At 71.3% G+C, this 26535-nt stretch carries 25 protein-coding genes; 20 read left to right on the top strand and 5 right to left on the bottom strand.

Annotated elements, in window-relative coordinates; all coding sequences use genetic code 11:
* Positions 1-92: 92 nt before the first annotated feature.
* Positions 93-1130 (top strand): aminotransferase class V-fold PLP-dependent enzyme, encoded by a 1038-nt coding sequence (locus tag AC5L30_RS08900; RefSeq protein ID WP_494866416.1) that lies wholly within the window; start codon positions 93-95, stop codon positions 1128-1130.
* A gap of 61 nt (positions 1131-1191) precedes the next feature.
* On the opposite strand, the gene AC5L30_RS08905 is transcribed toward AC5L30_RS08900, so the two are convergent.
* Positions 1192-2364 carry an acyl-CoA dehydrogenase family protein gene (locus AC5L30_RS08905; RefSeq protein ID WP_494866417.1) on the bottom strand — a complete coding sequence of 391 codons (1173 nt, stop codon included), beginning with the start codon at positions 2362-2364 and terminating at the stop codon, positions 1192-1194.
* A gap of 117 nt (positions 2365-2481) precedes the next feature.
* On the opposite strand from AC5L30_RS08905, the gene AC5L30_RS08910 reads away from it, so the two are divergent.
* The 3 genes from AC5L30_RS08910 (at position 2482) to AC5L30_RS08920 (ending at position 5814) form a co-directional block, all read left to right on the top strand.
* Positions 2482-3138: a TetR/AcrR family transcriptional regulator C-terminal domain-containing protein gene (locus AC5L30_RS08910; protein WP_494866418.1), complete on the top strand. Its 657-nt coding sequence runs from the start codon at positions 2482-2484 to the stop codon at positions 3136-3138.
* Between the two features lie 82 nt (positions 3139-3220).
* On the top strand, positions 3221-4675 hold the full coding sequence (locus AC5L30_RS08915) for an aldehyde dehydrogenase family protein (protein WP_494866419.1): 1455 nt from the start codon (positions 3221-3223) through the stop codon (positions 4673-4675).
* On the top strand, positions 4672-5814 hold the full coding sequence (locus AC5L30_RS08920; RefSeq protein WP_494866420.1) for an alcohol dehydrogenase catalytic domain-containing protein: 1143 nt from the start codon (positions 4672-4674) through the stop codon (positions 5812-5814). Before AC5L30_RS08915 ends, AC5L30_RS08920 begins: the two co-directional genes overlap by 4 nt.
* Before the next feature lie 86 nt (positions 5815-5900).
* Here the strand turns inward: AC5L30_RS08920 and AC5L30_RS08925 are convergent, their stop codons facing one another.
* A complete protein-coding gene (locus AC5L30_RS08925) occupies positions 5901-6188 on the bottom strand; it encodes a hypothetical protein (protein WP_494866421.1) in 288 nt (95 codons plus the stop codon).
* 152 nt (positions 6189-6340) lie between these two features.
* On the opposite strand from AC5L30_RS08925, the gene AC5L30_RS08930 reads away from it, so the two are divergent.
* Complete coding sequence (locus tag AC5L30_RS08930; protein WP_494866422.1) at positions 6341-6706, top strand: PadR family transcriptional regulator; 366 nt, start codon at positions 6341-6343, stop codon at positions 6704-6706.
* Complete coding sequence (locus tag AC5L30_RS08935; RefSeq protein ID WP_494866423.1) at positions 6703-8079, top strand: permease prefix domain 1-containing protein; 1377 nt, start codon at positions 6703-6705, stop codon at positions 8077-8079. The genes AC5L30_RS08930 and AC5L30_RS08935 overlap by 4 nt, the downstream gene beginning before the upstream one ends.
* Positions 8080-8244: 165 nt before the next feature.
* Here the strand turns inward: AC5L30_RS08935 and AC5L30_RS08940 are convergent, their stop codons facing one another.
* Positions 8245-9102, bottom strand: a complete 858-nt coding sequence (locus AC5L30_RS08940; protein ID WP_494866424.1) for an SPFH domain-containing protein — start codon at positions 9100-9102, stop codon at positions 8245-8247.
* Positions 9103-9325: 223 nt separating this feature from the next.
* Between AC5L30_RS08940 and AC5L30_RS08945 the strand changes: the two genes are divergently transcribed.
* From AC5L30_RS08945 to AC5L30_RS08980, 8 genes are all read left to right on the top strand, one after another.
* The gene (locus AC5L30_RS08945) at positions 9326-10087 is read left to right on the top strand and encodes an ABC transporter ATP-binding protein (protein WP_494866425.1); all 762 of its coding nucleotides are present in this window, start codon (positions 9326-9328) and stop codon (positions 10085-10087) included.
* Positions 10074-10766 (top strand): ABC transporter ATP-binding protein, encoded by a 693-nt coding sequence (locus AC5L30_RS08950; RefSeq protein ID WP_494866426.1) that lies wholly within the window; start codon positions 10074-10076, stop codon positions 10764-10766. The genes AC5L30_RS08945 and AC5L30_RS08950 overlap by 14 nt, the downstream gene beginning before the upstream one ends.
* Positions 10767-10819: 53 nt before the next feature.
* Entirely contained in the window at positions 10820-12070 is a 1251-nt protein-coding gene (locus AC5L30_RS08955) for an ABC transporter substrate-binding protein (protein ID WP_494866427.1), read from the top strand.
* A complete protein-coding gene (locus AC5L30_RS08960; RefSeq protein ID WP_494866428.1) occupies positions 12067-12948 on the top strand; it encodes a branched-chain amino acid ABC transporter permease in 882 nt (293 codons plus the stop codon). The genes AC5L30_RS08955 and AC5L30_RS08960 overlap by 4 nt, the downstream gene beginning before the upstream one ends.
* Positions 12945-13958 carry a branched-chain amino acid ABC transporter permease gene (locus tag AC5L30_RS08965; RefSeq protein WP_494866429.1) on the top strand — a complete coding sequence of 338 codons (1014 nt, stop codon included), beginning with the start codon at positions 12945-12947 and terminating at the stop codon, positions 13956-13958. The genes AC5L30_RS08960 and AC5L30_RS08965 overlap by 4 nt, the downstream gene beginning before the upstream one ends.
* A gap of 77 nt (positions 13959-14035) precedes the next feature.
* The gene (locus AC5L30_RS08970; protein ID WP_494866430.1) at positions 14036-14725 is read left to right on the top strand and encodes a transcriptional regulator; all 690 of its coding nucleotides are present in this window, start codon (positions 14036-14038) and stop codon (positions 14723-14725) included.
* Positions 14726-14808: 83 nt separating this feature from the next.
* On the top strand, positions 14809-16377 hold the full coding sequence (locus tag AC5L30_RS08975; RefSeq protein WP_494866571.1) for an MFS transporter: 1569 nt from the start codon (positions 14809-14811) through the stop codon (positions 16375-16377).
* A gap of 11 nt (positions 16378-16388) precedes the next feature.
* Complete coding sequence (locus AC5L30_RS08980; protein WP_494866431.1) at positions 16389-16997, top strand: TetR/AcrR family transcriptional regulator; 609 nt, start codon at positions 16389-16391, stop codon at positions 16995-16997.
* A 46-nt stretch (positions 16998-17043) separates the two neighbouring features.
* On the opposite strand, the gene AC5L30_RS08985 is transcribed toward AC5L30_RS08980, so the two are convergent.
* Both AC5L30_RS08985 and AC5L30_RS08990 read right to left on the bottom strand, forming a co-directional pair.
* Complete coding sequence (locus AC5L30_RS08985; protein WP_494866432.1) at positions 17044-18963, bottom strand: helix-turn-helix domain-containing protein; 1920 nt, start codon at positions 18961-18963, stop codon at positions 17044-17046.
* Between the two features lie 14 nt (positions 18964-18977).
* On the bottom strand, positions 18978-19760 hold the full coding sequence (locus tag AC5L30_RS08990; protein ID WP_494866433.1) for a 3-hydroxybutyrate dehydrogenase: 783 nt from the start codon (positions 19758-19760) through the stop codon (positions 18978-18980).
* Positions 19761-20328: 568 nt separating this feature from the next.
* On the opposite strand from AC5L30_RS08990, the gene ruvC reads away from it, so the two are divergent.
* The 6 genes from ruvC (at position 20329) to secF (ending at position 26488) form a co-directional block, all read left to right on the top strand.
* Positions 20329-20856: a crossover junction endodeoxyribonuclease RuvC gene (ruvC, locus tag AC5L30_RS08995; RefSeq protein WP_112584546.1), complete on the top strand. Its 528-nt coding sequence runs from the start codon at positions 20329-20331 to the stop codon at positions 20854-20856.
* Entirely contained in the window at positions 20853-21455 is a 603-nt protein-coding gene (gene ruvA / locus AC5L30_RS09000; protein ID WP_494866434.1) for a Holliday junction branch migration protein RuvA, read from the top strand. The genes ruvC and ruvA overlap by 4 nt, the downstream gene beginning before the upstream one ends.
* Before the next feature lie 87 nt (positions 21456-21542).
* The gene (gene ruvB, locus AC5L30_RS09005) at positions 21543-22610 is read left to right on the top strand and encodes a Holliday junction branch migration DNA helicase RuvB (RefSeq protein WP_494866435.1); all 1068 of its coding nucleotides are present in this window, start codon (positions 21543-21545) and stop codon (positions 22608-22610) included.
* 122 nt (positions 22611-22732) lie between these two features.
* Complete coding sequence (gene yajC, locus AC5L30_RS09010) at positions 22733-23089, top strand: preprotein translocase subunit YajC (RefSeq protein WP_494866436.1); 357 nt, start codon at positions 22733-22735, stop codon at positions 23087-23089.
* A 278-nt stretch (positions 23090-23367) separates the two neighbouring features.
* Positions 23368-25287 carry a protein translocase subunit SecD gene (gene secD, locus AC5L30_RS09015; protein ID WP_494866437.1) on the top strand — a complete coding sequence of 640 codons (1920 nt, stop codon included), beginning with the start codon at positions 23368-23370 and terminating at the stop codon, positions 25285-25287.
* Position 25288: 1 nt separating this feature from the next.
* On the top strand, positions 25289-26488 hold the full coding sequence (secF, locus tag AC5L30_RS09020; RefSeq protein ID WP_494866438.1) for a protein translocase subunit SecF: 1200 nt from the start codon (positions 25289-25291) through the stop codon (positions 26486-26488).
* Positions 26489-26535: the final 47 nt, after the last annotated feature.

The raw sequence follows: 26535 nt of genomic DNA on the forward strand, positions 1-26535 counted from the left end.
GCCGCTCAGACCGGCCCGCCGCCGTGCGCCACAGGCCGCCGGTTGCCGATTGGCCGTGCCGGTCGCGCGCCGCTCGGCCTAGCGTCGAGGGCATGGAGATCGAGCAGGCGCAGAAGCTGTGGCAGCCGGAGCCGGGCTGGTTGAACACCGCCAGCTACGGGTTGCCGCCGGAGCCGGGGTGGGCGGCGGTGCAGGAAGCCCTCGCTGCCTGGCGGGTTGGTCGTACGTCGTGGGAGGGCTGGGGCGAGTCGACGCACCGGGCTCGCGTCGCCTTCGCCGGCCTCATCGGGGTGCCGGTCGGTGACGTGGCGGTCGGCGCGGCCGTGTCTCAGCTCCTCGCGCCGGTCGCGGCGGCGCTGCCGGCCGGTGCCACGGTGGTGGTCCCCGAGGTCGAGTTCACCTCGAATCTCTTCCCCTGGCTGGTTCAGCAGGAGCGGGGCGTCAAGGTCCGCACGGTGCCGCTGGAGTCGCTGGTCGACGCCATCGACGCCGACACCGACCTGGTCGCGTTCAGCCTGGTGCAGTCGGCCGACGGGGCGATCGCGGCGTACGACGAGATCGTGGCCGCCGCCCGTGCGCACGACGCGCTGGTGGTGGTGGACGCCACCCAGGCGTGCGGCTGGCTGCCGTTCGACGGCAGCCGGGCCGATGCGGTGGCGGTGGGCGGTTACAAGTGGCTGATGAATCCGCGCGGGACCGGGTACGCCTATCTGGCCCCGGCGTTGCGCGAACGGCTGCGCCCCGACGCGGCCGGTTGGTACGCGGGCGGCGACCCGCACGCCTCCTACTACGGCCCGCCGCTGCGGCTGGCCGACGACGCCCGCCGGTTCGACATCTCACCGGCCTGGTTCAGCTGGGTCGGTGCGGCGCCCGCCCTGGAGGTGGTCGCCGAGATCGGTGTGTCGGCGATCGGGGCGCACAACGTGGCGCTGGCCAACCGGTTCCTGACCGGGCTGGGCCGGCCACCGGGGCAGAGCGCCATCGTCAGCGTGGACGTGCCCGACGCGGAGCAGCGCCTCGCGGCGGCCGGCATCCGGGCGGCGGTGCGCGCCGGACGGGTCCGGGCCTCGTTCCACATCTACTCCACCGAGGCCGATGTGGACTCCGCCCTGACGGCGTTGACCGGCTGAACCTGACGCCGAGGACGGCCGGCGCGCGGCCGGCCGTCCTCAGCGGCATCAGGCATCCGGCTCAGGCCAGGTGGCCACCGATCTTCGTGTAGCCGCGCAGCAGGTCCCGCGAGATGATCAGCCGCTGCATCTCGTCGGTGCCCTCGAAGATCCGGTAGAGCCGGACCTGCCGGTACCAGCGTTCGATGGGCAGCTCCCGCGTGTAGCCCATGCCGCCGTGGATCTGGAGCACCCGGTCGACCACCCGGTTGACCATGCCGGCGCCGTAGAGCTTGCCCATCGACGAGGCGTGTCGGGGGTCCAGGCCCGCGTCGACCGTCCACGCCGAGCGCAGCACCAGCCAGCGGGCCGCCTCCAGCTCCGTCTCCGAGTCGGCGATCATCCACTGGATGGCCTGGTTGGTGCCGATCTTCGCGCCGAAGGTCTCCCGGGTGTTGGCGTAGTCGATGGCCATCTGCAACACCCGCTCGGCGATGCCGATGGCGTGCGAAGGGATGGTGTAGCGACCCTTGCCGATCCACTCCATGCCGAGCGTGAAACCCTGCCCGATCTCGCCGAGGATGTTGCGGTGCGGCACGCGTACGCCGTCGAAGATGAGCGACGCGGGCCCGCCCTCGCCCATCGTCTGGATGAACTCCGAGCGCCAGCCCATCGACCGGTCCACCAGGAACGCGGTGGCTCCGCCGTTGCGGGCGCCCTTCTCCCGGTCGGTCACCGCGACCACGATGGCGAAGTCGGCGTCGTGACCGCCGGTGATGAAGGTCTTCTCGCCGTCGAGGATCCAGTCGTCGCCGTCGCGGCGGGCGGACAGCCGGATGTTGGCCGCGTCCGACCCGGCGCCCGGTTCGGTGATGGCGAAGCAGGAGCGTCGCTCGCCCTCGATGGTCGGGATGAGGAACTCCCGCTTCTGCTCCTCGGTGGCGTGGAACAGGATGTTGTCCGCCTCGCCACCGAAGCGGAATGGCACGAACGTGCGGCCCAGCTCGGTCCAGATCAACGACTGGAGTACGGCTGGCAGGTTCATCCCGCCGTACTCTTCCGGGGTGGCCAGGCCCCAGAAGCCGAACTTGCGCGCCTTGAGTTGCAGCTCGCGCACCTCGGAGTGGTCGAGGCCCGGCTGGTGCGCCCGTTCCCGGCGGAGCACCTCCGCTTCCAGGGGCATCACCTCGCGGGTTATGAACGCGCGCACGGTGTCTCGGACGGCGCGTTCCTCGTCGGACAGTGCGAAGTCCACGGTTCCCCCTCGGTCGGCGTGGCGGTGCGCCGCTACGGGCCGCAGCGGTCATACATAAACTAGCGGTGTAAGTTTTCATTCGTCCAGACCCCACGGCCCGAGACCGCGAGGAGCGCAGTGCCCCGACCCCGCCAGCCCCGGCTCACCCGGTTGCTGATCGTCGAGACAGCCACCGCGCTCATCGACGCCGAGGGCCTGCCCGCCTTCTCCACCCGCCGGCTCGCCGCCGAACTGGGCGTACGCGGACCGTCGCTCTACAACCACTTCGCCACCAAGGACGAGATCCTCGACGCGGTCGCCGACACGGTCACCGGCGCCGTCGACACCAGTGGCTTCGCCAGCCGGGACTGGGTCGCCGCGCTGCGGGACTGGGCCTGGTCGTACCGACGGGCGCTCACCGCGCACCCGAACATCGTGCCGTACCTGGCGCAGGGGCCGGGTCGTCGACCGGCCGCCCTCGCCATGGCCGACGCGGTCTACGGCGGCCTGGTCCGGGCCGGCTGGCCACCGGCCCGCGCCACCCACATCGGCGCGGCGCTGCGCTACTTCGTGGCCGGGTCGGCGCTCGGCTCGTTCGCCCGCGGTTTCGTCGAGGACCCGGAGCTGTACGCGGCGCACTACCCGCACCTGCGCCAGGCGCACCGGCTCGCCGAGCACCAGCAGAGCGTGGACGAGGGCGCCTTCGCCCTCGGCCTGGACGCCCTGCTGCACGGGCTGGCCGCCGAGTACACCCGCACCGTCGAGACGGTGGAGTCCGCCCGGCCCACCGGGTAGCGTCCAAACTCCCAGCGCTAGTTTCATCGCCCCATCGCGACCCCCGTCGCCCTCGCCCATCGCCCACCCTCGAAGGGACGACATGGACCTCGCCGCCCCGCTGTCGCAGTTGCCCGACTCCCTGCGCCTCCGGCGCCACCTGCACGTCGGCGGGGAGTGGACGTCTCCCGCCGACGCCGACCTGATCGACGTGGAGAACCCCAGCACCGGGGAGCTGGTCGGGCAGGTGCCGGCCGGCACCCCCGCCGATGTGGATCGCGCCGTGGCCGCGGCCCGCGCCGCGTTTTCCGGCTGGTCGGCCGCCACTCCCGCCGAGCGCTCCGCCCACCTCGACCGGCTGCACACGGCGCTCACCGCCCGCGCCGACGACCTCGCCCGCACCATCGCCGTGGAGCTCGGCGCGCCGCTCAAGCTCGCCACCCGGGTGCAGGTCGGGCTCCCGCTGACCGTGCTGCGCGACCACGTCGCGCTCGCCGCCCGCGCGCCGGTCGAGGAGAGCATCGGCAACTCCCTCGTGGTCCGCGAGCCGATCGGCGTGGTCGGCGCGATCACCCCGTGGAACTACCCGCTGCACCAGGTGATGGCGAAGCTCGCACCCGCGCTGGCCGCCGGCTGCACGGTGGTGCTCAAGCCCAGCGAACTGACCCCGCTGACGGCGTACCTGCTCTTCGACGCGGTCACCGAAGCCGGATTGCCGCCGGGCGTGCTCAACCTGGTCCCCGGCACCGGGCCGGTGGTCGGCGAGGCTCTCGCCGGGCACCCCGACGTCGACCTGGTCTCGTTCACCGGCTCCACCGCCACCGGCGCGCGGATCATGCGGCTCGCCGCCGACCGGATCGCCCGGGTCGCGCTGGAACTGGGCGGCAAGTCCGCCAACGTGATCCTCCCCGACGCCGACCTGGCCGCCGCCGTCAAGGTGGGCGTCGGCAACGCCCTGCTCAACTCCGGGCAGACCTGCACCGCGTGGACCCGGATGCTGGTGCACCGCGACCGGTACGACGAAGCCCTGCACTTGATCGGCACGGCGGTGGCCGGCTACCGACTCGGCGACCCGTTCGACCCGGCGACCCGGCTCGGCCCGCTGGTCTCCGCCGCCCAGGCCGAGCGGGTGCGCGGCCACATCGACCGGGCCCTCGCCGACGGTGCCCGGTTGGTCGCCGGCGGACCCGCCGCCCCGGTGCCGGCCCGGGGGCACTTCGTCGCCCCGACCGTCTTCGCCGACGTGCACCCCGACAGCGCGCTCGCCCAGGAGGAGGTCTTCGGCCCGGTGCTCGCCGTCATCCCGTTCGCCGACACCGACGAGGCGGTCGCCATCGCCAACAATTCGAAGTACGGGCTGGCCGGCGCGGTCTGGTCCGCCGACACCGACGCGGCGCTCGCGGTGGCCCGGCGGCTGCGCACCGGTGCGGTCGACATCAACGGCGCCCCGTTCAACCCGCTCGCCCCGTTCGGCGGCTACAAGCAGTCCGGCCTGGGCCGGGAGTTGGGTGTGCACGGGCTGGCCGAGTTCTGCGAGCTGAAGGCGATCCAGCGATGACCGGCACCGAGCTGTCCCCGGCCGCGCCGGGTGGCGGCACCGAGCCGGCGTCCGCGCCGGTCATTGTTCGCGCGCTGGTCGCGCGCGGGTCCGGCGCCGAGCTGCGGGTCGAGCGGGTACGCCTGCCCGCGCCCGGCCCTGGCGAGGTGCGGGTGACGATCACAGCGGCCGGTGTCTGCCACTCCGACCTGTCGATGGTCAACGGCACCCTCGCCGCGAGGTTCCCGCTGGCGTTGGGGCACGAGGCGACCGGAGTGGTGGCCGAGGTCGGGCCGGGCAGCCACCTGACCGTCGGCACACCGGTGGTGCTCAACTGGGCGCCGGCCTGCCGGGCCTGCTGGTGGTGCCGGCGCGGCGAGCCGTGGCTCTGCGCCGACACCACGGCCCCGACCGTGCCGCGCGGCGAGACCGACGACGGGCTCCCGCTGCATTTGACCCTCGGCCTCGGTGCGCTCGCCGAGGCGGTGGTGGTACCCGAGCGTGCCGTCATCCCGATCCCCGCCGGGCTGCCGCCCGAGCAGGCCGCGCTGCTCGGCTGCGCGGTGCTCACCGGCGTCGGCGCGGTTCGGAACACCGCCCGGGTGGCGCCCGGCGAGTCGGTGGCGGTCGTCGGGCTGGGTGGGGTCGGGCTCGCCGTGCTCAGCGCGGCCCGCCGAGCCGGTGCCACGACGATTCTGGCCATCGACGTCGCCGAGGCGAAGCGGGACCTGGCGCTCGCCGCCGGGGCGACCGACTTTTTGCTCTCCGACGATCGGCTCTCCAAGGAGGTACGGGCGCGCACCGAGAGCCGCGGCGTCGACCACGCCTTCGAGTGCGTCGGTCGGGCCGCCACCATCCGCGCCGCCTGGCGGCTGACCCGGCGTGGGGGAGCGGTGACCGTGGTCGGCATGGGCGCGAAGGACGACATGGTCAGCCTCGGCGCGCTGGACATCTTCCACTCCGCGCGCACGCTGCGCTCCTCGGTGTACGGCTCGTCCGACCCGGACCGGGAGGTGCCGGTGTTGGCTGCCGAGCTCGCCGACAGCGCACTGGATCTGGGGGTGCTGGTCAGCGGAACGGTCCCGTTGGAGGAGGCGCCCGCGGCGTTCGACCGGCTGGCGCGGGGCGAGGGCGCTCGCTGGGTGGTCACCCTGGACTGACTGGCGTGGTTGGTCAGGCGCCCTGGGCTGACCCCGGAAGGGGTCAACCCAGGGCGCCTGGGTGACGAGAGCCGTGCGACTGCTGGTCAGAAGGGCGGGGCGTCCTCGCCCATCAGCGCCAGCACGACGCCGCCCTTGCCGCTCTTGAGGCCCTGGACCACGACCTTGCCGGTGCTGCCGTCGGGCAGTTCCAACGTGAAGGTCTTGCCGATCGCGTTCTTGGGGCCGTTGCCGGCGCTGTTGGCGGGTCGGAAGTCGCCCGCCCACGGCGGAACCCCGCCCCTACGGGCCGGCTCGGCGAAGAGGGCGGCGGTGCCGGGGGTCCTGGTGCCGTCCGAGGAAAGGAGCACTGAGGCGCTGCGAAAGGTAGCCATATGCGCCAAGGCTAACCCGGACGGCGCCGATCGCGGCACCACAACTGTCCGTGACGGCGATTCGTCGACGTCTCGCTCCCGGGCCGTTGCGCCAGGAGCTATACCTAGCAGTACTATGCATCGTACTTCTAGGCTTAGGGACGGGAGGTCTCGTGAAGGTCGCCAAGGATCTGGTCGCCGCCTCGGCGACGCCGATGGTGCTCGGCATTCTGGCCGAGGGCGAGAGCTACGGCTACGCCATCATCAGGCGGATCAACGAGCTGTCCGGTGGTGAGTTGGACTGGACCGAAGGGCTGCTGTACCCGTTGCTGCACCGGCTTGAGCGCCTCGGCTATCTGGAGTCGAGTTGGCAGGCGGTCGCCGGGGAGCGGAAGCGCAAGTACTACCGCATCACCGACAGAGGGCTGGCTGAGCTTGCCGAGCAGCGCCGGCAGTGGGACACCGTCGTGGGCGCGCTCAAGGAGATCTGGCACGACCGCACGCCACTGACGGCGCACCCGTTGGAGGGCCTCGCATGACCGCGCACGACGGGCCACCGGAGCTGGAAGCGCAGTTCGAGCAGTGGCGCCAGTACGTGCTGCGCCGCAGAGAGCTGCAAGCGGTGGACGCCGACGAGCTGGAAGACCACCTCCGCGGCTCCGTCGACGAGCTCGTCGCCGCCGGCCTGAGCCCGGACGAGGCGTTCCTGGTCGCGGTGAAACGAATGGGCAGCCTCGACGACCTCTCCCGCGAGTTCGCCCGGGAACATTCGGAACGTCTATGGAAGCAGCTGGTGCTGACCGGCGACTCCGGCAGCGCGGTCGGCGGCACGCGCTCCCGGCGGGAGCTGTGGGTCATGCTCGGCTGTGCGGCGGGTGCCCTGGCCTCCGTCAAGGTGCCGGCGCTGTTCGGGCTGAGTTTCGCTGACGACGGCTCGTTCTACGCCCGGAACTTCACAGTGCTCGTGCTGCCCTGGCTGGCGGCGTACCTGGCCTGGCGCCGCGGAGCCCGCCGGTCGGTGATCGCGGCACTGGTGGCGCTCTTCGTCCTCGGCGCCGTGGCGGCCAACGCCTACCCCCTGGCGGACGATTCGCAGTCCGTGGTCGTCACCAGCATCCACCTTCCCATCGCCCTGTGGCTCGTGGTCGGTCTGGCCTATGTCGCCGACGACTGGCGCTCGTCCCGTCGACGCATGGACTTCATCCGGTTCACCGGTGAGTGGTTCATCTACCTGGTGTTGATGGCCCTCGGCGGCGGCGTGCTCGCCGCGTTCCTGTTCAACACCTTCGCGGCCATCGGCATCGTCCCGGAGGAGTTCATCTCGCAGTGGCTGCTGCCCGGTGGCGCCGCGGCCGCGGTCGTGGTGGCCGGGTGGCTCGTCGAGGCCAAGCAGAGTGTCGTCGAGAACATCGCGCCGGTCCTCACCCGGCTGTTCACCCCGCTCTTCACGGCCGCCCTGCTCGCCTTCCTCGTCGCTGTCGTCTGGACCAGCCACGGCATCGACGTCGAGCGCGAGGCGCTGCTCCTCTTCGACCTGCTGCTGGTCGTGGTGCTGGGGCTGCTGCTCTACTCACTCTCGGCCCGTGAGCCGCTGGCCCAGCCCGGCCCGTTCGACAAACTTCAGCTCGCGCTCGTGGTCAGCGCGTTGGCCATCGACGTGCTGGTGCTGCTGGAGATCACCGGTCGCATCACCGACGAGTACGGCGGTACGCCCAACCGCGCGGCCGCGCTCGGCGAGAACGTGATCCTGCTGGTCAACCTCGCGTGGTCGGCGTGGCTGCTGCTGTCCTTCATCCGCCGGCGTACGCCGTTCGCGGCGCTCGAACGCTGGCAGACCAGCTACCTGCCGGTGTACGCCGCGTGGGCCTGGATCGTGGTCCTCGTCTTCCCGCCGCTGTTCAGCTTCGCCTAGACGAGTATTTCCTCACGGCCTCCACCGTGCGCTCGGCTGGCCCGCCATGTCGATCTGCCGAGGAGCGGTATACCTCAGCGGCATATCTATGCCTCTGAGGTATACCGCTTGATGCCGCATCCGCCCCCCGACGAAGGTGACCGACGGTGGTGGGCCGGCCGCGGGTCACTTGCCGGTGACGATGCCCGGGTTGATGCAGAGCCCCGGGTTGGCGCCGTTCTTCTCCGCGATCTCCAGACAGCGGGTCACCTTGTCGACCTTCGCGTTGGTCTCGGTGATCTGCTTCGAGATCTCGGCGTTCTTGCGGTCCTGCTCCAGGTTGCGGGTCTGCGCCAGCTTGTCCTGGAACGCCTTGATGTTGCCCTCGGTCTTGTCGTCGTGGTTAACCCGGGTGATGGTCACCGAAAGGATGTCCACGTCGGTGGCGAGGCGGGTCTCCGCGCTGGTCTTGATGTTCGCGGCGAACGGCTTCAGGTCGACGTTGAGGTCACCGGTCTGGTCGTCGATCTTCTCCAGCGGGTTGTACGCGGCGAAGGCGTCGTTGACCGCGCTGTCGAGCTGCACACCCACCCGCTGACCCCGGAAGCTGTCGAAGTCGCCCTTGTAGTCCATGAACTGCTTCGGCGCGTTCTCCGGCTTGACCTGCCATTCGACGAGCACCTCGACGCAGGCGTCGGCGAGGGTGCCGGTGCGCACACGTACGCAGTTGTTGCCGCCGATGTGGTCGTACTTCTGTCGGCCCGCGTCCCACTCGCCGACCTTCTGCCAGGGCGCCACCCACTTCAGGCCCGAGCCGGTCACCTCGCCGGTGGGCTTGCCGAAGCTGGTGACGATGCCGACCGAGCGGATCGGCACCGAGTGGGCGCTGGAGGCGATGCCGACCACCAGGGTGAGGGCGAGAAAACCGAGCGCCGCGAGGGCGGCCATCCGCTTCAGCGACCGTGCGGGAGCGACGAGAGCGACGATGGCGCTGACCGCCAGGGCGACGGCGAAGACGATCGCCATGGTGAAGCCGACGGGCATGGGGTGAGGACCTTCCGCTGGGCTGTGTGGATCATCAACCTAGGGGGTCCGGTCAAGTCGACGGCACGGGGGAGTGGCGTCGGCGCACGTCAACCGCGGGTCGAATATGGAGACCGTCGACATGGTTCGACTCCGGCGGCCCGCCGTAGGTTTCGTCCACGCGACGGGCCTGTGACCACGGTCACCGAACCGACCGTCGCCGCGACGTGCGGAGGATGAGGCGATGGCCGGGCAAGCGCTCCTGTCGGCCCGTGGGCTGACCCGCGACTTCCGGGGCTTCCGGGCGGTCGACGATGTCGACCTCGACGTGGCGCCGGACAGTGTGCACGCGCTGGTCGGCCCGAACGGCGCGGGCAAGACCACCCTGTTCAACCTGCTCACCGGCTTCCTGCGACCCAGTGGTGGACGGATTGAGTTGGCCGGACGGGACGTCACCGGGCTGCCCCCGGAGCAGGTGGCCCGTCTCGGCGTGGCCCGCTCGTTCCAGATCACCAGCCTCTTCCCCCAACTGTCCGCCCGCGAGCACGTAGCGCTGGCGTTGCAGTCGCCCAGTGGGCTGGGCTGGCGGTTCTGGCGTTCGGCGAAGCTGATGGGCCGCTACACCGAGCGGGCCGACGAACTGCTGGACATGGTGGGGCTGGCCGAGCTGGCGGACGCCCCCTCCGCGGCCCTGGCGTACGGCCGTAAACGTGCCCTGGAGTTGGCCATCGCCCTGGCGCTGGACCCGAAGGTGCTGCTGCTCGACGAGCCGACCGCGGGCATGGGCCTGGAGGACGTCGACCGCACCGTCGAGCTGATCGGCCGGGTCCGCCAGGGCCGGACCGTGGTGATGGTCGAGCACAACATGAGCGTGGTGGGCCGTCTCGCCGACACCGTCACCGTGCTCCAGGCCGGCAAGGTCCTCGTCGAGGGCCCGTACGAGCAGGTCCGCGCCGACGAGCGCGTGATCACCGCCTACCTGGGAGTCGCCGATGCTGCGCATTGAGAACCTGTCCGCCTTCTACGGCGAGGCGCAGGTGCTGCGTGAGGTCAGCCTGGAGGTCTCCGCCGGTGAGGTGGTCACCCTGGTCGGCCGCAACGGCGCCGGGAAGTCCACCCTGCTGCGCTGCGTGATGGGACTGCACCCCGGTCAGCGCGGCACGGTGGAGCTGGACGGGCGGGACATCACCAGGTTGCCGGCGCACAGGCGGGCCCGCCTGGGGCTGGGCTGGGTGCCCGACGACCGGGGCAGCTACGCCACCTTGACCGTCACCGAGAACCTCACGCTGCCGCCCACGGTCGGCCCCGACCCGTGGTCCCTGGAGCGGGTGTACGAGGCGTTTCCGGCCCTGTACACCCGGCGGGACTCCGCGGCCACCATGCTCTCCGGCGGCGAGCAGCAGATGCTCGCGCTGGCCCGGGTGCTGCGGATGGGCGCCCGGCTGCTGCTCTGCGACGAGCCCACCGAGGGGCTGTCGCCACTGCTGGTGCAGCAGGTCGGCGACCTGCTGCGCGAGGCCAAACGGCACGGGGTGACCGTGCTGCTGGTCGAACAGAACCTGCACTTCGCCACCGGTGTCGCCGACCGGCACTACCTGCTCGCCGAGGGCCGGGTCGCCGAGGCGATGGAGAACTCCGAGGTGCGTTCGCGCGAACGCGAACTGCTCGCGTACCTCGGCATCTGAATTTCTCAACGACGACGACCCGCGCGACGACGCACGGGATGGATGGAGTGGGCATGCGCAGGACGATGGGTGTGGCCGCGGCGTCGGCCGTGGTGGTGCTGGTCGCCGGATGCGGCGGCGGTGGCCCGCAGTCGAGTGGCGACCAGAAGCTGACCGGCGACAAGATCGTGCTGGGCGTGCTCAACGACCAGTCCGGGGCGTACTCGGAGTTGTCCGGGAAGAACTCGGTGGCGGCGGTGGAGATGGCCATCGCCGACTTCACCGCGAAGTACGGCGACAGGGCGGTGACCAAGGACATCACCGTGGAGACCGCCGACCATCAGAACAAGCCGGACGTGGCCAACTCCAAGGCACAGGAGATGTACGACCGCAAGGGCGTCGACCTGATCCTGGACGTGCCCACCTCGTCGGCCGCGCTGAAGGTCGCCGACGTGGCGAAGGAGAAGAAGAAGCTCTACTTCAACATCGGGGCGGCCACCACCGACCTGACCGGCAAGAGCTGCAACAAGTACACCTTCCACTACGCGTACGACACGTACATGCTGGCCAACGGCACCGGGAAGACCACCACCGAGCAGATCGGCAAGAACTGGTACATCCTCTACCCGAACTACGCCTTCGGTCAGGACATGGAGAAGAGCTTCTCCACCGCGATCACGGCGGCCGGCGGCACGGTGGTCGGCAAGGACGGGGCGCCGTTCCCGAACACCAGCGGTGACTTCTCCACCTTCCTGCTCAAGGCGCCGAACCTGAACCCGAAGCCGAACGTGCTGGGCACCATGCAGGCCGGCGCGGAGCTGGTCAACGTGGTGAAGCAGTACAACGAGTTCAAGCTGCGGGACAAGGGCGTCGGCCTGGCGGTGGGCCTGATGTTCCTCACCGACATCCACTCGCTCACCCCGGCCGCGCTGGCCGGCACCACGTACACCGACGCCTGGTACTGGAACTTCGACGCCAAGAACCGGGAGTTCGCCGACCGCTTCCAGCAGAAGGCCAGCACCCGGCCGACCTTCGCGCACGCCGCCAACTACTCCGCGGCGTTGCAGTACCTGGAGGCGGTGCAGGCCGCCGGCACCGACGACGCGGACGCCGTGGTCAAGGGTCTGGAGGGCAAGACGGTCGAGGACGTCTTCCTGCGCAACGGGAAGATCCGCGCCGAGGACCACCGGGTGGTGCACGACGCGTACCTGGCCCAGGTGAAGCCGCAGTCCGAGGTCAGCGAGCCGTGGGACTACGCGAAGGTGCTCAAGACGATCCCCGCCGCGGAGGCGTTCCGCGCGCCCTCGGCGGACTGCAAACTATGAGCGGATTCGCGCAGAACACGTTCAACGGGCTGGTGAGTGGGGCGTTCTACGCCCTGCTCGCCCTCGGGCTCGCGGTCATCTTCGGCATGCTGCGGGTGGTCAACTTCGCCCACGGCGCGTTCTACATGCTCGGCGCGTTCGGGGCGTACGTACTGCTCAGCGAGGCGGGCGTACCGTTCTGGGCCGCCTTGGTGATCATGCCGGTGGGGCTGGCTCTGCTCGGCATGGCGCTGGAACGCGCGGTGATCCACCGGCTGACCAAACTGGACCCGCTCTACAACTTCCTGCTCACCTTCGGTCTGACACTGATCCTTCAGGACCTGGTGAAACTGCGCTACGGCGTGCAGTCCAGCCCGTACGAGACGCCGTCGCTGTTGAGCGGGTCGGTCAACTTCGGGCTGTTCGACTTCCCGACGTACCGGGTGTTCATCCTCGGCTTCGCGGTGCTGCTCTGCGTCGCGGTGTGGTGGGTGCTGACCCGGACCCGGATCGGCATGGTGGTCCGTGCGTCCACCGAGCGGCCGGACCTGACCCGCGCGTTCGGCATCGACGTCGGACGGTGGGTGACCCCGGTCTTCGGCTTCGGCATCGGGCTGGCCGGCCTCGCCGGTGTGCTGGCCGCGCCGATGCGCGCGGTCAACCCGTTGATGGGCGCCGACCTGATCATCGTGGTGTTCGCCGTGGTGGTGATCGGCGGGCTGGGCTCGATCTTCGGGTCGGTCGCCGCAGGCTTCGGCATCGGGCTGGTCCAGGCGTGGGGTGAGGCGTACCTGTCCAACTTCCCGCTCGTCTCGCAGACCATCGTCCTCGTCGTGATGGCCGGCGTGCTGCTCTGGCGCCCGGCCGGTCTGTTCGGTCGGGAGGAGGCCCCCGCATGACCAACACCGTGGACACCCCCACCGACGCGTCCCGCTCGACGCCACCGTCCGGGCTGATCGCGGTGGCCCGGGCCCCCGGCTGGGTCCGGTACGCGCTGCTCGCCGTCGGCCTGGCCGTCGCCGCATGGCTGCCCAACGGCCTCTACCCGGCGGTCGCGGTGGACATCCTCTGCTGGGCGCTGTTCGCCGTGGCGGTGGACCTGCTGCTCGGCTTCACCGGGCTGATGTCCTTCGGCCACGCCGCGTTCTGGGGCACCTCCGCGTACGTCACCGGGCTGGTGGCCATCCACGCCGGCCTGCCGTTTCCCCTCGCGGTGCTGGCCGGGGCCCTCGCCGCGGCCGTGCTGGCGGTGCCGATCGGGTACCTGGCGGTCAAGCGGACCGGCATCTACTTCGCCATGGTGACCCTGGCCTTCGCGCAGATGGTCTACTACGTCGCCAACGAGTGGCGCTCGGTCACCCAGGGCGAGAACGGCCTCCAGGGGGTGCCCCGCGAGCTGTTCGGCATCGACCTCACCGACGACTACTTCTTCTACTACGCGATCCTGCCGATCGTGCTGCTCGGGCTCGCCGCCGCCTGGCGGATCGTGCACTCACCGTTCGGTCGGGTGCTGGTCGGCATCCGGGACAACCCGGCCCGGGCGCGGGCACTGGGCTACCCGGTGCACCGCTACAAGCTCACCGCGTTCGTGCTCTCCGGCTTCATCGCCGGTCTCGGTGGCGGGTTGTTCGCGGTCGGCCACCGGTTCGTCTCGCTGGACGTGCTGCACTGGACCACCTCCGGCAAGGCGGTCATCGTGGTGGTGCTCGGCGGGATCGGCACCCTCTGGGGCGGGGTGCTCGGCGCCGCCCTCGTGGTCCGGCTGGAGGACTGGTTGTCGTTCTCCGGGTTCGAGGCGATCGGCCTGGTCACCGGCGGCATCTTCGTCCTCGTCGTGGTGCTGTTCCGGCGCGGCATCTGGGGCAGCGTCGCCGCGTTGGCCCACCGGTTGGCGGCCCGCCGCCGCTGAATTCGGCGACGGCGCATCCGCCACCCGCCCTACGAGCGAACCCCCGGGTAGAGAACGTCTACCCGGGGGTACGTCTGGTGCTGACCGATCCGATGCCGGCGGAGGCCGTGGAGATCGCGCACAAGCAGGTTTCGCTGGCGGCCGAGGACCTGGACGCCAACGGCGTTGCCTCGTTGCTGCTGGAGTTGGTCGAGGCGTGGGGCGTGCCGGCGCTCTGGGAGCAGGTCTGCCGTCCGCTGCTGGCCCGGCTGTCGGGGCGTACCGCCGCCGAGATCGTCATCGAGCACGCCCTCTTCGAGGGCGTCCGGGTCGGGTTGGACGCGTACCGCCGGGAGCCCGGCCGGTCACTGCCGACCGGCGGGGTGCTGCTGGCCGGCGGGGTGCTGCTGGCCGGCGCCGAGAAGGAGGCGCACTGCCTGGGTCTGCTGGCGCTCGCCGCCGCGCTGCGGGAGCAGGGCCGCGGCTGTCTGAACCTCGGCTCCGCGCTGCCCTGGTCCGCGCTCACCAGCGCGGTGTACCGGGCCCGCCCGCGCACCGTCGTGCTCTGGTCGCAGACGCCGCTCACCGGCCGCGCGTGCCGCCTGGTGCGCTTCGCCCGGGACTTTCCGCTCCTCCGGGTGTACGGCGCGGGGCCGGGCTGGATCGAGCCGCTCGGCGCTCCGGCGACCCGTCTCGGAACCCTGACGGACGCCGTCACCGCCTGTCTGGCGGTCGCGCCCGGTCGTGACGCCCACCACATACGATACGGATCGGTGCCGTATCGTTAATGTGCGTCGTAGGCTGATCCGCGTTACGAGTCTGACCCGTATCGTATTTGTCGCGGGTGATCAGCGTGGGGGGAAAGCCAGGCATGGAGCTGCACAACAACACCGGACACCCGAGGCGGTGGGCGATCCTGGGGGTGCTGGTGATCAGCCTCCTCGTGGTCGTCCTCGACAACACGATCCTCAACGTCGCGCTCCGCACCCTGGCCGACCCGGTGCACGGCCTCGGCGCCAGCCAGGGCGAGCTGGAGTGGTCCATCAACTCCTACACGCTGGTCTTCGCCGGGCTGCTGTTCACCTTCGGGGTGCTCGGCGACCGGGCCGGCCGCAAGCGCTTCCTGATGATCGGTCTGGTGCTGTTCGGCCTCGCGTCGCTGCTCTCCGCGTACGCCCAGAGCCCCGGACAGCTCATCGCGGCCCGCGCCCTGATGGGGGTCGGCGGCGCGGCCATCATGCCGGTGACGCTGTCGATCATCTCCAACGTCTTCGACCCACGCGAGCGTGGCCGGGCCATCGGGGTCTGGGCCGGCGCGGTCGGTCTCGCCGTGGCGATCGGCCCGATCCTCGGCGGCGCGCTGCTGGAGCACTTCTGGTGGGGCTCGGTCTTCCTGATCAACGTGCCGGTGGTCGCCGCCGGTGTGGTGCTGGTGGCGCTGCTGGTCCCCGAGTCGCGTGACCCGCGGCCGGGCCGGGTCGACGTGCTCGGCGTCCTGCTCTCCGTGGTCGGCCTGGTCGCCCTCTCCTACGGCATCATCGACGGCGGCGAGCACGGCTTCGACCGCCCGGTTGCCTGGGGCTCGATCCTGGTCGGCATCGCGGTGCTGGCCTGGTTCGTCCAGCACGAGCGGCGCAGCGACCACCCGTCGCTGGACGTCCGACTGTTCAAGGTGCCCCGGTTCGCCGCGCCGGTCGCCATCGTCGGCCTGGTGTTCTTCGCCGCGATGGGCTCGATGTTCTTCGGCTCGTTCTACCTGCAACTCGTGCGTGACTACAGCCCGTTGCAGACCGGTCTGCTCTTCCTGCCCTTCGCCGGCGCCCAGCTGGTCTTCGCGCCGCGCAGCGCCGCGATGGTCCGCCGCTACGGCGGTAAGGCCGTCGCCACCGTCGGGTTGGCGCTGACCGTGGTGTCACTGGGGGCCTTCGTCTTCATCGGCGCCTCCACCCCGATCTGGGTCGTGCTGCTCGTCTTCCTCATCCAGGGCGCCGGGATGGCCAACATCATGCCGCCGGCCACCGAGTCGATCATGTCGGCGCTGCCCCGGGAGAAGGCCGGCGTGGGCTCCGCGGTCAGCAACACCATCCGCCAGGTGGCCGGCGCGCTCGGCGTGGCCATCCTCGGCTCGGTGCTCTCCGCGGTCTACCGCAGCGACATCGGTGACGCGCTGACCGGTCTGCCCACGCAGGCCCGGGACGCGGCCAACGAGTCGATCTCCGGGGCGTACGCGGCGGCGGGCCAGCTCGGCCCGGCGGGGCCGGGGCTGATCTCGGCGGCCAACGAGGCCTTCGTCACCGCCATGCACTGGGCGGCCGGGCTCTCCGCGGTCATCGCCGCGCTCGGGATCATCGTGGTGCTGCGCTGGATGCCGGGCAAGGAGGACACGAGCGTCGCTCCGGCGGCTCCGGTCGCCGAGCCTGAGCTGGCCGGCACGGCCTAGGTTCGGGGAGAATGGCGGACATGACGTCCACTGCCGATGCTCCGCGGTCGCCCGGGCGACCGCGGAGCATCCGCGCCGACGAGGCGATCATCGAGGCCACCCTCGACCTGCTCGCCGAGGGCAGCACCATCGAGGCGCTCTCGATCGAGGCGATCGCCGCCCGCGCCGGGGTCGGCAAGGCCACCATCTACCGCCGCTGGGCCGGCAAGGACGCGTTGCTGCTGGACGCGTTGCGCCGACTCAAGGGCGTGATGGCCCAGCCGGCCGGCCACTCCATCCGCGACGACCTGGTGCTGTTGGTCGGCGCGATCGGCAAGAACGTCGACCCGCGCGCGGCCAAGATCATGCCTTGCCTGGCACCCGCCGTGAACCGCAGCGCGGACCAGTTCCAGCTCTACCAGAACATCATCGCCCCCCGGCGGCAGCTGATGCGCGAGGTGCTGCGCCGCGGCATCGACGAGGGGGTGCTCCGCGCCGACATCGACGTCGAGGTGACGATGGCGCTGCTCACCGGGCCGATGCTGATCCAGCGGGTGCTCCAGTGGAATCCGGACCTGGACGAGCAGACCCTGCCCGAGCGGGTCGTCGACGCCGTACTGGAGGGCATCCAGGTCCGCTGACGTCGGGCGCTGGGTCGGCGGCGTTCGTGCCGCCGGCCGGGGTCGGTCAGCCGGCCGGCGCGCGCAGCCGGTGCAGCCGCAGCGCGAGCTGCACCTCCAACGCCCGCTCGGGCCGCTGCCAGTCGACGCCGAGCAACTGCCCGACCCGCTCCAACCGCTGGGTCACCGTGTTGACGTGCACGTGCAGTTGCTCGGCGGCCCGGGCCAGGCTGCCACCCACCCCGAAGTACGCCTCCAGCGTCTTCACCAGCGCCGTGCCGCGGCGGGCGTCGTAGTCGAGCACCGGCCCGACGGTGGCACTGAGGAACTCGGTCACGTCCTTCTCACCCCGGTCACCGACCGTGCCCAGCAACAGCCCGACGAAGCCCAACTCCACCGTGCTCGCGCCCTGCCCGGCGCGGCCCAGCGCGCCCAGCGCCGTCAGGCACCGGTCCGCCTCCTGGAACGTCCCGGCCAGCGCCGACGGCGTGTTCGACGGGCCACTCGCCCCGGCGGTCACCGGTCGACCGGTCACCCGGGACAGGTCCCGGGCCACCGCGCGGGCGCTGCCGCCCGCGTCCAGCCCCGGCAGCATCAGCACCACCCGGCCGTCACGCGCCGCGGCCAGTCCGCCGCGCGCCGAGGCGTACGTGGTGGCCCAGGAGAGCACCCGCTGCCGAGCCGAACCGGTCGCGGCGATCGCGTCATCGCCCACCGCCACCAGCACGTGCGGCGCGTCCAGATCCACCCCGAGCCGGCGGGCCCGGCTGCGCAACGCGTCGGTGTCGCGCAACGGACGGGCGATCAGGTCGTCCAGCAGCTCGCCACGCACCCGCCCCTCCGCCTCCGCGACCGTCCGGCGGAACAGCAGCAACAGCGCGGTCACCAACGCGGCCCGCTCCAGGATGCGCTGGTCGGCGTCGACCAACTCGTCGTCCGGGCGCAGCACCAGCGCACCCAGGTTCTCCGCGCCGGCCACCACGGCGGCGTACCAGAGTGGACCCCGGCGTACGCTGCGCCCCTCGGTCCGGGACGCGGCCACCGCCTCGACGATGTCCGCCCGGTCCGGTTCCTCGATCTCACCCACCCGGGCCAGCAGGCGGCCCTCGGCGTCCAGCGCCAACAGCGCGCCGCCCAGCACCTCGGTCACCGCCGCCGCCACGTCCTCCACACCGCCCCCGCGCAGCACCAGCGCGGTCATCCGGTCGTGCGCCGCCGCGGCCCGCTCCACCGAGCTGCTGTGCGCCCGGATGGTGGTGTTCGCCGCCGACAACTCGGCCAACGCCGACCGGGTCTCGGTCAGCAGCCGGGCGGTGTCGATCGCCACCGCGGCGTGCGCCGCCAGGGACACCAGCAGCGCCACCTCCTCCCGGACGAACGGCCGGGCCGAACGGTTGGCCGCGTAGAGCACCCCGATCGAGGTGGAGCCGAGCCGCAGCGGCACCCCGAGGATCGCCACCAACCCCTCCTCGCCCACCCCGGCGTCGATCTCGCCGGTGTGGTGGAAGCGGTCGTCCTCGCCGTAGTTGGCGGTGACGTACGGGGCGCCAGACTGGGCCACCAGGCCACCGAGGCCGGCGCCCATCGGCAGGCGCAGCCGCTGGAAACGGGCCGAGACCGACCCGTCGGTCACCCGCATGTAGGTGTCGCCGCGTTCGTCGTCGTTGAGCGTCATGTACGCCACGTCCGCACCGAGCAGGTGACGGGCCCGGTGCACGATCGCCCGCAACACATCGTCCAGGTCACGCAGCCCGGCCAGGTCGCTGACCGTGTCGTACAGGCCGGACAGCTCGCTCTCCCGGCGGCGCCGACGCTCCAGCAGGGCGCGGACCCGCAACGCCACCGACTTGGCCTGCTCCAGCTCGGCCAGCCGGTCCGGCGGCAGCCCGGCGGCCCGCGCGGCCACCAGCGGGCCCTCGAACTCGACCGCCGCCGCCTCTCGGGCGAGCAGCTCCAGGAACTCCACCGGCGATGACATGGTCGACATTGTGCTCAGCCCCACTAGTTGGCCGTCCAGCCCCCGTCGAGCGCGATCGACGCGCCGGTGATGAACGCCGCCGGCGGCGAGCAGAGGTACGCCAGCAGCTCGGCGACCTCCTCCGGCTCGATCAGCCGTTTGATCGCCGCGCGGGCCAGCATGATCTTCTCGATCACCTCGGCCTCGTCGATGCCGTGGCTGGCCGCCTGGTCGGTGATCTGGCTCTCCACCAGGGCGGTACGCACGTACGCCGGGTTGATGCAGTTGGCGGTGACCCCGTGCGCGGCGCCCTCCAACGCGACCACCTTCGACAGCCCCTCCAGAGCGTGCTTGGCCGAGACGTAGGCCGCCTTGTACGGCGAGGCGCGCAACCCGTGCACCGAGGAGATGTTGATGATCCGCCCCCAGCCCCGGGCGTACATGTGCGGCAGCGCCCGGCGGATCAGCAGGAACGGCGCCTCCACCATCACCCGCTGGATGTACTCGAAGCGCTCGACGGGGAAGTCCTGCAACGGCGCAACGTGCTGGAGCCCGGCGTTGTTCACCACGATGTCCACGTCCACGTCGAGGGAGTCCACCGCCGCGGCGTCGGACAGGTCCACACCCTCGGCCCGGCCACCGGCCTCGGCGGCCACCGCCTTGGCCGCCTCCAGGTTGCGGTCCACCACGAGCACCTTGGCGCCGGCCGCGCCCAGCCGCAGGGCACACGCCCGCCCGATGCCGCCGCCGCCCCCGGTGACCAGGGCGGTCCGACCGGAGAGGTCGACCTGTACGACGTGGGGGACCACCACGGGTTCTGCCGTCATGGCGCAAGAAGTTACGAGCTGTGTGCTCTCCGGCACATGGGCCAGCGACACATACTCCGTACCAAAGCTGTGTGGCCCCACCCGCCCCCACCGCCCACAGCCGCCCGCTCCCGCCTCGATCGCCCGGCGCTGCCCCCGACCCGCCTGCCCCCGCCGCGCCTCGCGCCGCGCCCGCCGGTCCGGCCATGCCTCGTGCCGGGCTTGCCGGGTCTGGCCGTGCCTCGGGGCCGCAAGATCGCGCAACATCCTGGATGTAGTGGCTTCCCCGGCGCTTCGTGGCCACTACACCCTGGTTCGAGCGTGACCTTGACGGCCGGTGGCGTGAGACCTCGCTTCCGGGCTCTCGGCCACCGTGTCCGGTCGTCAAGATCCGCGCAACATCAGGGGTGTTGCTGTCTCGCGCGCGTCGCAGGCAGCAACTTCCGTGAAGTTGCGTAGATCTTGCGTGGGCTGTGGGCTGTGGGGGCGTGGGCGTGGAGGGCAGAGGGCGTGTCCCGTGGGGCTGGTGGGAACGGGGCCGGTTAGGGTGTCGAACACACGTACTGCTGACGGCTGGGGAGGGGGCGGCGTGCGCGTGCTCGGTGTCGACCCGGGGTTGACCCGGTGTGGGGTGGGCGTGGTCGAGGGTGTGCCCGGCCGGCCCTGCACGCTGGTCGCCTACTACGTGGTCTACACCGACCCGGCCGACGACCTGGCGCTGCGCCTGCTGCACCTGGACCGGTCGCTCAACAAACTGGTCGCCGAGCATCAACCGGAGAGCGTCGCCGTCGAGCGGGTGTTCAGCCAGCACAACGTGCGCACCGTGATGGGCACCGCGCAGGCCAGCGGCATCGCCGTGCTGGCTGGGGCGCGGGCCGGGCTGCCGGTGCAGACGTACACCCCGAGCGAGGTGAAGGCGGCCGTGACCGGGTCCGGTCAGGCCGACAAGGCGCAGATGACCGCGATGGTGACCCGGCTGTTGCGGCTGGCCGAGCCGCCGAAGCCGGCGGACGCCGCCGACGCGTTGGCCCTGGCCATCTGCCACGTGTGGCGCGGCGGGACCCGCTCCAAGCTGGCCGCCGCGGCCGACCGGGCACGACGAGGAGGAGCACGATGATCGCCAGCGTGCGCGGCACGGTGACCGCGACGGGTCCGGACCAGGCCGTGATCGAGGTCGGCGGGGTCGGCCTCGCCGTGCACTGCGCACCGGGGACCCTCGCGGAGCTGCGCGTCGGACAGGTCGCCCGGCTGGCCACCAGCCTGATCGTGCGGGAAGACTCGCTGACTCTCTACGGCTTCGCCGACGACGACGCCAAGTCGCTGTTCGAGCTGCTCCAGACCGCCAGTGGGGTCGGCCCGCGACTGGCCCAGGCGGTGCTGGCGGTGCACACCCCGGACGCGGTACGCAAGGCGATCGCCAACGCCGACACCGCTGCCCTGACCCGCGTACCCGGGATTGGCAAGAAGGGCGCGGAACGCCTGGTGCTGGAGCTGCGCGACCGGATCGGCCCGGTGCCGATCGGCGCCGACGGGGTGGGCGGGGTGACCCGCGGCAGTTGGCCCGACCAGGTCCGGCAGGCACTGGTGGGGCTGGGCTGGTCGGCCGGTCAGGCCGATCAGGCGGTGGCCGCGGTGGCGGAGTCGATCGAGGGCGAGACCCCACCGGTGCCGGTCCTGCTCAAGCAGGCCATCCGACTGCTCGGTCGCACCCGATGACGGCCCGGCCGCGACGGGCGGCGCCACGATGAGCGCGAGGAGTGAGCCGGGTGTGCGAACCCCGCAGTCGCGAATGAAGGCGGTGCTGTGAGCGAGACCGAGGGGCTCGTCTCGGCGTACGTCAGCGACGCCGATCGGGACGCGGAGGCCACGGTACGGCCGAGGCGGCTGGCCGAGTTCATCGCCCAGGACCGGGTACGCGACCAGCTCGACCTGTTGTTGCAGGGCGCCATGCGGCGGGGATCGCCGCCGGATCACATCCTGCTCTCCGGCCCACCCGGGTTGGGTAAGACGAGTCTGGCCAACATCGTGGCCGCCGAGCTGGGGGCGGGCATCCGGGTGACCAGCGGCCCGGCGATCGAGCGTTCCGGTGACCTGGCGGCGATCCTGACCAGCCTCGCCGAGGGTGACGTGCTCTTCATCGACGAGATCCATCGGATCGCGCGGCCGGCCGAGGAGCTGCTGTACAGCGCGATGGAGGACTTCCGGGTCGACGTGGTGGTGGGCAAGGGTCCGGGGGCGACCGCGATCCCGCTGGACGTCGAGCCGTTCACCCTGGTCGGCGCGACGACCCGCTCGGGCCTGTTGACCGGGCCGATGCGGGACCGGTTCGGCTTCGTCGCGCACCTCGACTTCTACGCCCCGGCGGATCTGGAGACGCTGCTGCACCGTTCGGCGCGGATCCTGGGGGTGCCGATCACCGCCGAGGGCGCTACCGAGATCGCCGGTCGGTCCCGGGGCACCCCGCGGATCGCCAACCGGCTGCTGCGCCGGGTCCGCGACTATGCCGAGGTTCGGGCGGACGGCGTGGTCGATCTCGACACCGCCCGTGCCGCCCTGGTCGTGTACGACGTGGACGCGCTGGGCCTGGACCGGCTGGACCGGGCGGTGTTGACGGCGTTGGTCGACTCGTTCCGGGGCGGCCCGGTCGGGTTGTCCACGCTCGCCGTGGCGGTGGGGGAGCAGCCGGACACGGTCGAGGAGGTCTGCGAGCCGTTCCTGGTGCGAGCTGGGCTGTTGGCCCGTACGCCCCGGGGTCGGGTGGCGACGGAGGCCGCCTGGCGGCATCTGGGGCGCACGCCACCGAATGGTACATTTGGTGTAGATAGTCCGCCAGTGCCCGACTTGTTCTCCTTGGATGTCGACCAGCCGTGATGTGAACGTGATCTGTGCCGCATTCGGCGTTCTCAGGTGCAGGGTTTAGACTTCGCCGCGGTCTGTACAGGACGTGAGAATCCGCCTCCGCTCCGGCACCTACGGTGCCGGGCAGGCGGCCAATGGGAAGGTCAGTAACCGTGCGTTACGCAGCAGCGGGTGGCGGGGCCGGCAGTTTCACGCCGATCCTGATGATCGCCCTGCTCTTCGGTGTCATGTACTTCATGATGATCCGGCCCCAGCAGAAGCGCCGCAAAGAGGCGGAGGCGATGCAGTCCAACCTCGGCCCCGGCGACGAGGTCGTGACCATCGGTGGGCTCTACGGCACGGTCACCGGCATCGAGGACGACACTGTCCTGATCGAGGTCGCACCGGGCGTGCAGACCCGCTACGCCCGCCCGGCCATCGCGCGGGTGGTCACCCGCGCGGAGCTGCCGAGCGAGCCGGTCACCGAGGACGCGGACACCGTCAAGGACTAACCCGTCCCCTCGGGAGCGGCGAGTCCGGCGTACGGCCGGTCGGCCGGCTTCCGGGTCGTCGCGCCCGAACGGGGCAGCGGGCGAGACGTGAAAACTGGATAGTTGGGTCGACGCCGGGCGTCGGCACGTTCCCGTAACCGTCGGCGTTCCGCGCCGGGGTGCCCGGTCCTCGTGTCGGCATTCCGTCGGCTCAAGGCAGACCCCGTCGGGCGGGACCCCCGGCCCGACACCGCCGCCGCTGCGACAGCGGCGCGACCGTACAGGGAGACAGGACAGCCGTGGCACCACCTCAGGGACAGATGCGCCCCGGGCGGCAGCTCGCCGTGCTCGGGTTCATCTTCGTGGTCCTCTATCTTTTGGTGTTCTTCGCTGGCGCCAGCGGCAGCTGGAAGGACCGGCTCGAGCCCAAGCTCGGCCTGGACCTCATCGGCGGCACGCGGGTGACACTGGAGGCGACCAACAGCGTCGACGGCAAGCCCCCGACGGCGGAGAACCTCGAGGAGGCCCGCGAGATCATCGAGAGCCGGGTCAACGCGTTCGGCGTGGCCGAGGCCGAGGTGGTCACCGAGGGCAACCGCAACATCGTCATCTCCCTGCCCGGTCAGAACCGGAACCTCGACGACGTGGGCGAAGCGGCTGAGCTGCGCTTCCGCAAGGTGCTCAAGGCCGCCTCCGGCAGCGGGGTGGCCGAGGCGCCGCCCGCCGCCACGCCGACCCCGTCCGGTAGCGCCGCCCCGACCGGCAGCGCGACCCCGACCGGCGCCGCGACCCCGACCCCGACGGGCAGCGCCTCGCCGAAGGTGACCTCGTCGCCCAGCGGCGGTCAGGGCGGAATGGCCCCGGCGTCGCCCAGCGCCACGCCGACCCCCTCCGCGTCCGCCACTGCCTCGCCGAGCGCCGCCGCGCCCAGCGCCAGCGCCGAGCCGGTGCCGGCCAGCGTCGAGGAGCAGCGCAAGGTCGTCGAGCAGAAGGTCGGCGCCGCCGCGTGGCAGGCCGCCAACGGGCTGCAGGCCCCGGCCGATCTGACCGCCGACCCGTCGCTGGCCGAGAAGCTCAAGCCGTTCGGCACGCTGTCTCCGCAGGAGGTCGCGGTGCTGCCGGCGCAGATGCAGTTCAACGTGCCGACGATCAGCTGCGCGCAGCTCGACCAGCGCCCCCCGGCGTCGATCTCCGACCCGAAGCAGCAGGTGGTCTCCTGCGAGGACGGCGCGTCGAAGTACCTGCTCGACCAGGCCAAGGTCGAGGGCACCGACGTGTCCGACGCCGACGCGGTGCTCGACCAGACCAACGCCTGGGTGGTCAGCCTGGACTTCACCGGCGACGGCCAGGGCAAGTGGACCTCGCTGACCCGTGAGGCGTTCAACAACGAGGGCCAGGCCTGCGACGCGAGCGCGCTGGGTCAGGACGGCAAGTGCCGGGTGGCCGTCGTGCTGGACAACAAGATCGTCTCCTCCCCGGAGATCCAGGGCGTGCTGACCGGCAACTCCCAGATCACCGGCACCTTCACCCAGAAGGACGCCAGCACCCTCGCCGGTCAGCTCCGCTACGGCGCGCTGCCGGTGACCTTCGAGCAGCAGGAGGAGCAGAACGTCACCGCCACGCTGGGTGCCAGCCACCTGCGCGCCGGTCTGCTCGCGGCGGGCATCGGCATGCTGCTGGTCATCATCTACGCGTTCTTCTACTACCGGCTGCTCGGCTCGGTGATCTTCCTGAGCCTCATCCTCTCCGCGCTGCTGATCTTCGGCGCGCTGGTGGTGCTCGGCCGGCAGATCGGCTTCACGCTCACCCTCGCCGGCATCGCCGGCATGATCGTCTCGCTCGGTGTGGCGGCGGACTCGTTCGTCATCTACTTCGAACGACTGAAAGACGAGATCCGGGAGGGGCGCAGCCCGCGTAGCGCGGTGCCCCGCGCCTGGATCCGGGCCCGTCGGACGATCATCTCGGCCAACGCGATCACCCTGCTCTCCGCTGTGGTGCTCTACGTGGTCTCGGTCGGCACGGTCAAGGGCTTCGCGTTCGCGCTCGGCCTGGCCACCGTGCTGGACCTGGTAGTGGTCTTCCTCTTCCGGCACCCGATCATGACGATGTTCGCCCGGACCCGGGCGTTCCTGTCCCCGCGGGTCAGCGGTCTGGGCCGGGCACTGCCGGCCCGCAACCAGCCGACTCAGCCCCGCAACCCGCGCGCCAAGGAGGCCTGAGATGGCTGAAAACGGTCTGGCGAGCCGCCTCTACAACGGCGAGGCCGGTCTCAACATCGTCGGCCGGCGCAAGCTCTGGTTCGGCGTCGCCGGGCTCCTGGTCCTGATCGCGATCCTCAGCTTCTCGATCCGTGGGTTCAGCCTGGGCATCGAGTTCGCCGGCGGTAACTCGTTCCAGGTGCCGGCCAGCGTCGGCACCCTGGACGACGCCGAGCGGGAGGTCAACTCGGCCCTCGCCGCCGAGAACACCGGCGTCACGGTGGCCACCACGCAGAAGATCGGCGGCCCGGGCGGCGACTCCTACGAGCTGCGCACGCCGCAGCTCACCGCCGAGCAGGCCACCGCGGTCAAGGCCCAGATCGCCGAGGACCTCGGCATCAGCGCCGACCAGATCAGCGACAACCAGGTCAGTGAGGCGTGGGGCAGCCAGGTGACCGAGCGGGCCGTGCTCGGTCTGGTCATCTTCATCGCGCTGGTGATGGTCTACCTGATCCTGCGCTTCGAGTGGCGGATGGCCGTGGCCGCGGTCGCCTCGCTGATCACCAACCTGATCCTCACCGCCGGCATCTACTCGCTGGTCGGCTTCGAGGTCACCCCGTCGACGATCATCGGCTTCCTCACCATCCTGGGCTTCGCGCTCTACGACGTGGTGGTGGTCTTCGACAAGGTCCAGGAGAACACCCGGGGCATCACGGCCAACAACAACCAGACGTACGGCGAGGCGTCCAACCTGGCCATCAACCAGAGCCTGATGCGGTCGTTGAACACCTCGGTGGTCGCCCTGCTGCCGGTCGGCGGTCTGCTCTTCATCGGTGCCGGCCTGCTCGGCGCCGGCACGCTGAAGGACCTCGGTCTGGTGCTGTTCGTCGGTATGGCGGTGGCGTTCCTGACCTCCATCCTGGTGGCCACCCCGCTGCTGGCGCTGCTGAAGAACTACGACCCGCGGATCCAGGCGCACAACAAGCGCGTCCTGACCCGGCGGGGCACGGTCGGCCGCGGCGAGGTCACCGGTAAGGGTGCTGCCGCGAGCCCGGTGGCCCAGGCCGACGCGACCGACGAGCCGGTCGACCCGGACGCCGCCGCGCTGGCCGGTGCGGCCCCCAAGGTGGGCGCTCGGCCGGCGGGCAAGCGGCCCACCGGTGCCCGGGGCGGTCGCCCGGGTGGCGGCGGCAACCGGCCGGGTGGCGCCAAGCGGCGCTGACCCGACAGGAAACACCCGAACGGCGTCCGGCATGCTGTTGCCGGACG

This window comes from Micromonospora sp. BQ32, from assembly GCF_059358895.1.

What these genes read in the sequence shown, in the direction of transcription:
- AC5L30_RS08900 (WP_494866416.1), top strand. Translation starts at nt 93, where the DNA reads ATGGAGATCGAGCAGGCGCAGAAGCTGTGGCAGCCGGAGCCGGGCTGG.
- AC5L30_RS08915 (WP_494866419.1), top strand. Translation starts at nt 3,221, where the DNA reads ATGGACCTCGCCGCCCCGCTGTCGCAGTTGCCCGACTCCCTGCGCCTC.
- AC5L30_RS08920 (WP_494866420.1), top strand. Translation starts at nt 4,672, where the DNA reads ATGACCGGCACCGAGCTGTCCCCGGCCGCGCCGGGTGGCGGCACCGAG.
- AC5L30_RS08925 (WP_494866421.1), bottom strand. Translation starts at nt 6,188, where the DNA reads ATGGCTACCTTTCGCAGCGCCTCAGTGCTCCTTTCCTCGGACGGCACC.
- AC5L30_RS08935 (WP_494866423.1), top strand. Translation starts at nt 6,703, where the DNA reads ATGACCGCGCACGACGGGCCACCGGAGCTGGAAGCGCAGTTCGAGCAG.
- AC5L30_RS08940 (WP_494866424.1), bottom strand. Translation starts at nt 9,102, where the DNA reads ATGCCCGTCGGCTTCACCATGGCGATCGTCTTCGCCGTCGCCCTGGCG.
- AC5L30_RS08945 (WP_494866425.1), top strand. Translation starts at nt 9,326, where the DNA reads ATGGCCGGGCAAGCGCTCCTGTCGGCCCGTGGGCTGACCCGCGACTTC.
- AC5L30_RS08950 (WP_494866426.1), top strand. Translation starts at nt 10,074, where the DNA reads ATGCTGCGCATTGAGAACCTGTCCGCCTTCTACGGCGAGGCGCAGGTG.
- AC5L30_RS08955 (WP_494866427.1), top strand. Translation starts at nt 10,820, where the DNA reads ATGCGCAGGACGATGGGTGTGGCCGCGGCGTCGGCCGTGGTGGTGCTG.
- AC5L30_RS08960 (WP_494866428.1), top strand. Translation starts at nt 12,067, where the DNA reads ATGAGCGGATTCGCGCAGAACACGTTCAACGGGCTGGTGAGTGGGGCG.
- AC5L30_RS08965 (WP_494866429.1), top strand. Translation starts at nt 12,945, where the DNA reads ATGACCAACACCGTGGACACCCCCACCGACGCGTCCCGCTCGACGCCA.
- AC5L30_RS08975 (WP_494866571.1), top strand. Translation starts at nt 14,809, where the DNA reads ATGGAGCTGCACAACAACACCGGACACCCGAGGCGGTGGGCGATCCTG.
- AC5L30_RS08980 (WP_494866431.1), top strand. Translation starts at nt 16,389, where the DNA reads ATGGCGGACATGACGTCCACTGCCGATGCTCCGCGGTCGCCCGGGCGA.
- AC5L30_RS08985 (WP_494866432.1), bottom strand. Translation starts at nt 18,963, where the DNA reads ATGTCGACCATGTCATCGCCGGTGGAGTTCCTGGAGCTGCTCGCCCGA.
- AC5L30_RS08990 (WP_494866433.1), bottom strand. Translation starts at nt 19,760, where the DNA reads ATGACGGCAGAACCCGTGGTGGTCCCCCACGTCGTACAGGTCGACCTC.
- ruvA (WP_494866434.1), top strand. Translation starts at nt 20,853, where the DNA reads ATGATCGCCAGCGTGCGCGGCACGGTGACCGCGACGGGTCCGGACCAG.
- yajC (WP_494866436.1), top strand. Translation starts at nt 22,733, where the DNA reads ATGGGAAGGTCAGTAACCGTGCGTTACGCAGCAGCGGGTGGCGGGGCC.
- secF (WP_494866438.1), top strand. Translation starts at nt 25,289, where the DNA reads ATGGCTGAAAACGGTCTGGCGAGCCGCCTCTACAACGGCGAGGCCGGT.